5 protein-coding genes are annotated in these 6,155 nt (G+C 70.5%); 3 read left to right on the top strand and 2 right to left on the bottom strand.

All coding sequences use genetic code 11. The annotated features are described in order from the left end of the window. On the bottom strand, nucleotides 1-619 hold a 619-nt coding region (locus AC1DP0_RS16560), incomplete at its 3' end, for a DUF2332 family protein (protein ID WP_478086263.1). Beyond that, entirely contained in the window at nucleotides 616-1,773 is a 1,158-nt protein-coding gene (locus tag AC1DP0_RS16565) for a methyltransferase domain-containing protein (RefSeq protein ID WP_478086265.1), read from the bottom strand. The genes AC1DP0_RS16560 and AC1DP0_RS16565, both read right to left, overlap by 4 nt. Before the next feature lie 290 nt (nucleotides 1,774-2,063). Here AC1DP0_RS16565 and helR point away from each other — a divergent pair, with 290 nt between their 5' ends. From helR to AC1DP0_RS16580, 3 genes are all read left to right on the top strand, one after another. Then, a complete protein-coding gene (helR, locus tag AC1DP0_RS16570) occupies nucleotides 2,064-4,241 on the top strand; it encodes an RNA polymerase recycling motor ATPase HelR (RefSeq protein ID WP_478086267.1) in 2,178 nt (725 codons plus the stop codon). Between the two features lie 99 nt (nucleotides 4,242-4,340). Then, the gene (locus tag AC1DP0_RS16575; RefSeq protein ID WP_478086269.1) at nucleotides 4,341-5,717 is read left to right on the top strand and encodes an MFS transporter; all 1,377 of its coding nucleotides are present in this window, start codon (nucleotides 4,341-4,343) and stop codon (nucleotides 5,715-5,717) included. Between the two features lie 117 nt (nucleotides 5,718-5,834). Then, a partial coding sequence (locus AC1DP0_RS16580) for an RNA polymerase-binding protein RbpA (protein ID WP_478086271.1) occupies nucleotides 5,835-6,155 on the top strand: 321 nt, incomplete at its 3' end.

Raw genomic sequence — 6,155 nt, forward strand, 5'->3', positions numbered from 1 at the left:
GGCCGAGGCGGCGCTGGGTCAGATGGACGCCGACACCGGCCCGGTCGACCCCCACACAGCGCACCGACGAGGCGGCGTCGCCGAAGAGCACCCGGCTCCCGGGTGAGACGAGCTCGACGGCATACCGGTCGACACCGAGGAGCAGCCCAGCGCTCGCACCGAGCTCTACGAGAGCCACGGGAAGGTCCGGCCGGTCAGCGGTCGCCGCCACAAGACCCACCGCGACATACACGGCGCGGTTGACCTCGTTCGTCTGCGTGCCCTGGGTGGCGATGCGTTCGACGAGCTCGTCGCGGTGCTCCATGACAAGCTCGCGGACAGACGGCCAGGAATCACCGGACGCAACCGCATCTCGTCCGACCACACTCGGATACCACTGTGCTGCAGCCGAATCCGGGTTCCGCAGGACGAGTTCGTGCACGGCGGCAAGCCACAGCACGGGACGCGCCTGACCGGGGCGGGCGGCGAGCAGCAGCGCGGCCGCCTCGTCGTCTCGGGCCAGCTCACGACACAGCGCCGCATAGAGCGGGAGCGCAGCATACTCGGCCGCGAACTCAACGAAACGCCTCTGGATCCGGGCGAGTCGGGCGCGGTCGACGACGGGGGAGTCGTCGCTCATCGGCGTTCGAGCAGCACGATGACCTCGTGGTGCGACGTCTGGGGGAACATGTCGAAGAGGCGGGCCCGGCGCGTCTCGTAGGACGGCAGGAGCGCGAGGTCGCGCGCGAGGCTGCTCACGTTGCAGCTCGAGTAGATGACATGGGCGGCCCCGGACTGCTCGAGCCAGCGCGCCAGGTCGGGGCCGATGCCGCGACGGGGCGGGTTGACCACAACCGTCGAACCTCCGGACCGGAGCAGGTCGGGGTCGAGGGCGCCGACGTCGGTGGCGTCGCCCWCCCGGAACTCGACGTCGCCGACGTCCCGGCGTTCCGCGCGCAGCTCCCGGGCCGACCGCTCGGCGCTCAGCACGGCATCGGGGGAGACCTCGACGCCGAGCACCCGGCCGACGCCCGCCTGCGCAGCGTGCAGAGCGAATCCGCCGACACCGCAGTAGAGGTCGAGCACGGCGTCGGGTGAGATCCCTCGCATCCAGTCCTGCGCCTGGCGGTAGAGGCCGGCCGCGACGGCGGTGTTGGTCTGGAAGAAGCTGTTGGGTCGCAGGTTGAGGGTCAGTCCGTTGACCGGCATGGCCAGCACGTCCTGCGACGTCAGGACGATCTCGGTGTCGCCCTCGAGGACGGCCTTGTGCTCCGGCTGGAGGTTGACGGAGACGACGGGAACCTCCGGCACCCGGGCGAGCAGCGTCGGCAGGCGCGACTCGAGCAGCGCGAGATGACGGCGCGAGCGCAGGACGAAGCGGAGCATGACCGTGCCGGCGGGGGAGAGCGTGAGGATGACGTGCTTGAGCTCGCCCCGGCGCGCGCCCACGTCGTACGGCTCGAGGGCCATCTCGTCGACGAGCGCTGCGACGTGCGGGATGAGCCGCTGCAGCGGCTGCTCGTGCAGGCCGCACGCCCGCAGGTCGACGCCGTTCGCGTCGGCGTCCAGGATGCCGAGCGTCACGGCGCCGGTGCGTCCGCCGACGACGAGCTTGGCCTTGTTGCGGAAGGCGGACTCGGCGCTGGCGAAGGGCTGGAGCCAGACGACGTCCGGTGCGGCGTYGGCCAGCGCGAGCTCGCACCGACGGTGCTTGTCGGCGAGCTGGACGGCATACGGGACGCCCATGAGGGCGCACGAGCCGCACCGTCCGGAGTCGAAGTAGTCACACTGCATCGCCGCCAAGGCTACGGCTCCGAGAGCGCATCTAGGACCACCGGTAGACGTCCCTGYGGGGAGCCCCACCTCAAGTCAAAGTGACATAATGTCGATTATCGGCGTTTTGGGTCCCGTCACGAGCGCCCGTGTCGGCACCGGCCCGAGCACGGCATCGAGCACGAAAAAGGAAGGACGCCGACGCCGTCCTTCCACTTCCAACGTATAGCGCACCCCGGGTCTTGCGGCAAGACCCCGTGCATGCCGCAGAATCGCTGGCCGACACCTGAACTCGGGACGGAGCTCACCACGTGAACCCCCAGACGACCAGCGCCTTCGCCCTTTCTGACCGCTTGATGCCCAAGGCCGACCCGGCCCTCATCGCCCACGACGAGGCGCACTTCGCCGCGATCGCCGAGACCCTGGCGCAGACGAGCGCCGAGCTGTCCGACCGCCTGACTGCCGCGCGCCGGGCACCGGGTGGCAGAGGACAAGCCGCCCTGGACCGGGACCAGGAGGTCCACCGACTCACGGCCCGCCTGCGCACCCTGAGCCGTTACGGGCTCGACCTGTGCCTGGGCCACATCGTTCATGAGAACGATTCCCGTCCCACGTACGTCGGACGGCTCGGCCTGACCGACCGCGCGGGCCGGCGGGTGCTGGTCGACTGGCGCTCACCCGCCGCCGAACCGTTCTTCGGCGCGACCCACGCCAATCCCATGGGCCTTCGGAGCCGACGACGCTACCGCTGGACGCGCGGCCGCGTCAGCGACTACTGGGACGAGGTCTTCACCTCCGACGGCCTCGAGGACCAGGCGACCCTCGACGACGACGACGCCTTCATCGCCTCGCTCGGTGCGAGCCGGTCACCGCGGATGCGTGACGTCCTGGCCACCATCCAGGCCGACCAGGACGCCATCATCCGGGCCGGCTCCCGCGGCGCCCTCGTCGTCGACGGTGGTCCCGGCACGGGCAAGACGGTCGTCGCGCTGCACCGCACGGCATACCTGCTCTACTCCGACCCGCGGCTCGGGCACCGCAGGGGCGGCGTGCTGTTCGTCGGGCCGCACGAGCCCTACCTCTCCTACGTGGCCGACGTCCTGCCGAGCCTCGGTGAGGAAGGCGTGCAGACGTGCACCCTGCGCGACCTCCTCCCCGAGGGCGCCACGGCGCCGCCCGAGACCGACCCGGAGGTGGCTCGGCTCAAGTCCTCGATGGAGCTCGTCGACGCCATCGAGCCCGCGGTCGGCCTCTACGAGGAGCCACCCAGCCAGGGGATGGAGGTCACGACCCCCTGGGCCGACGTCTGGCTCTCCCCCGCCGACTGGGCAGAAGCGTTCGCGGCGGGTCTCCAGGTCCCCCACAACGAGGCTCGCGACGACGTCTGGGAGGCCCTCCTCACCATCCTCCTCGACCGCCACGACCTGGAGGTGCGCCTCGACGATGGCCAGGACGTGGCAGCCGAGGCGACGCCCGCGATGGTCCGGCGCTCGCTCGAGCAGAACCGCGAGCTCAGGACCGCGTTTGAGCGCTCCTGGCCGTTGCTCGACGCCGACGACCTCGTCGGGGACCTGTGGACCGTCCCGGCATACCTGCGCCGCTGCGCGCCCACCCTCAGCATCGAGCAGGTCCGTCGGCTCCAGCGTGCCGAACCGGCCGCGTGGACGGTCTCGGACCTGCCCCTGCTGGACGCGGCCCGGCTGCGGCTCGGAGACCGGGAGACGGCCCGGCGCCGGCGCCGGGCCGACGCGGCCCGCGCCGCCGAGCGCGAGGAGCGGGCCAGGGTCGCGGAGCACCTCATCGCGTCGGACGATTCCGACATGCACGTCATGTCGATGCTGCGCGGTGTGGACCTGCGGAGCGCCCTCGACGACGACGCAGGGCGTGACGCCCGTCCCGACCTGCTGGCCGGACCCTTCGCCCACGTGGTCGTGGACGAGGCGCAGGAGCTGACCGATGCCGAGTGGCGGATGCTGCTGAACCGCTGTCCGTCGCGAAGCCTCACCGTCGCCGGCGACCGGGCACAGGCCCGTCACGGCTTCACCGAGTCGTGGCACGAGCGACTCGCCCGCATCGGGCTCGACCGCGTCGACCTGGCCGCGCTCAGCATCAACTACCGCACCCCCGCAGAGGTCATGACGGAGGCCGAGCCGGTCATCCGGGCCGCCCTGCCGGATGCGAACGTCCCGACCTCCATCCGCGTAAGCGGCGTCCCGGTCCAGCACGGCGCGACAGCCGACCTCGTGGCGATCCTGCAGTCGTGGCTGGCCGCCCATGCCGACGGAACCGCCTGTGTCATCGGCGGCCCGCCMCTCGAGGAGAGCGAGCGCGTCCGGGCGCTGACACCCGCGCTGTCCAAGGGGCTCGAGTTCGACCTCGTCGTCCTCGTCGACCCGGAGCGGTTCGGTGACGGCATCGAGGGGGCCGTCGACCGCTACGTCGCGATGACCCGGGCCACACAGCAGCTCGTCATCCTCACGAGCCGCTGACGCGGCGTGTCGACGCCGCGTGTCGACGCCGCGTGTCGACGCCGCGTGTCGACGCCGCTCCCCCTGTCGGGGCGCCCGGCCGTGTGGGACAGTCCTCGCATGTCGCACGTCGTCGTCAACGCCGCACGACCGGAGACCCGGGAGCAGCGGGCCTGGTACTGGTACGACTGGGCCAACTCGGCCTACGTCACGACCACCGCCACGGTGCTCATGAGCCCCTACCTCACGACCGTCGCCGAGGAGGCCGCCTGTCCCGGCCTGCCCGACGGCCAGGACTGCACGACGAACCTCTCCGTGCTCGGCATCCCCGTCGCGCCGGGGTCGCTGTGGTTCTTCACCGTGACCTTCACGACGATCCTCTCCGCGATCGTCCTGATCTTCATCGGCGCCATCGCCGACCGCAGCCCGCACCCGACCCGCCTGCTGGGCGGGTTCGCGTGGGCCGGTGCCCTGGCCGCCAGCCTGATGTTCTTCGTCGCGGGCACGAACTGGCAGCTGGGAGCCGCGCTCGTGGTCGTCGCCGGCATCTGCCTCGGCGCCTCGCTCGTCATCTACGACTCGATCCTGTGCCGCATCGCCAACGAGAACGAGCGCGACCGCGTCTCCTCGAAGGGTTGGGCGTTCGGCTACCTCGGCGGCGGCATCCTGCTCGCGCTCAACTTCGGCCTGGACTTCTTCCACGAGGACCTCGGGCTCGACCGGTCCCTGTCGACCCGCCTCAGCATCCTGTCCGCAGGACTCTGGTGGGCCGGTTTCACGATCATCCCCTACCTCGGGCTGCGTCACCTGACCGGCACGGTCGAGACGCCCGTCGAGCGCTCGGCCGGGGTCGTCGGTGGCAGCATCGCCCAGCTGCGGAGCACGTTCAGCGACCTCGCGAACTACCCCCAGACGAAACTGTTCCTCCTCGCGTACCTCTTCTTCAACGACGGCATCCAGACCGTCATCGGCAGCTCGAGCGTCTACGGCTCCAAGGAGCTCGGCTTCTCGGAGACGACGGTGCTCGGAGTCTTCCTCTTCGTGCAGTTCGTCGCCTTCGTCGGCGCACGGCTCTTCGGTCGGGTGGCGGCGTCCATCGGGGCCTGGCGCACCGTCCTCTACGGCATCGGCCTGTGGACGGTCGTCGTCGTCTTCGCCTTCCTCGTGCCCTCGAAGTCGCTCGTCATCTTCCTCGCGCTGGCACTGCTCATCGGCCTCGTCCTGGGCGGCACGCAGGCCCTGTCCCGGTCGCTCTACAGCCAGCTCATCCCCCGCGGCCGCGAGGCCGAGTACTTCAGCCTCTACCAGGCGATGGAGCGCGGCACGAGCTGGTTCGGCACGCTCATCTTCGGGCTCGTCTACCAGTTCACGCTCAGCTACCGCTGGGCGATCATCGCGCTCATCGTCTTCTTCGCCCTCGGCGGCGTCCTGCTCGCACGGGTCCGGATGCGTGAGGGCATCGAGCAGGCCGGCAACCCGGTCCCGGCGGTCGTCTGAGACCGGCTTACAATCCCGGACGCTCAGGGAACAACTGAGCCGTCACGCTCGTTCAAGCGTCTGTGAGGGTATGGCACCAGAGCGGTGTCCACAGACACGAGTCTTGGAGGGGTCCAGATGGCCGATCGAGCACTACGCGGTTCCAACCTCGGTGCGAGGAGCATGGAATCCGACGAGAACGTCGTACCGAGTGAGCGCCAGCTCACCGCCTACGTCTGCCCCGAGGGCCACCGTACCGAGCTCCCCTTCTCCATCGAGGCCGACGTGCCGCCCACGTGGGAGTGCCGCTGCGGTCTCGACGCCAAGCTCCAGGGTGGCGGCCCCGAGCCCGAGGCCAAGCCCGTCAAGCACCAGCGCACGCACTGGGACATGCTCCTCGAGCGTCGTTCCATCCCCGAGCTCGAGGAGCTCCTCGAGGAGCGCCTGACGCTGCTGCGC

It is taken from the genome of Terrabacter sp. P5_B1, from assembly GCF_056400505.1.

What these genes read in the sequence shown, in the direction of transcription:
- AC1DP0_RS16575 (WP_478086269.1), top strand. Translation starts at nt 4,341, where the DNA reads ATGTCGCACGTCGTCGTCAACGCCGCACGACCGGAGACCCGGGAGCAG.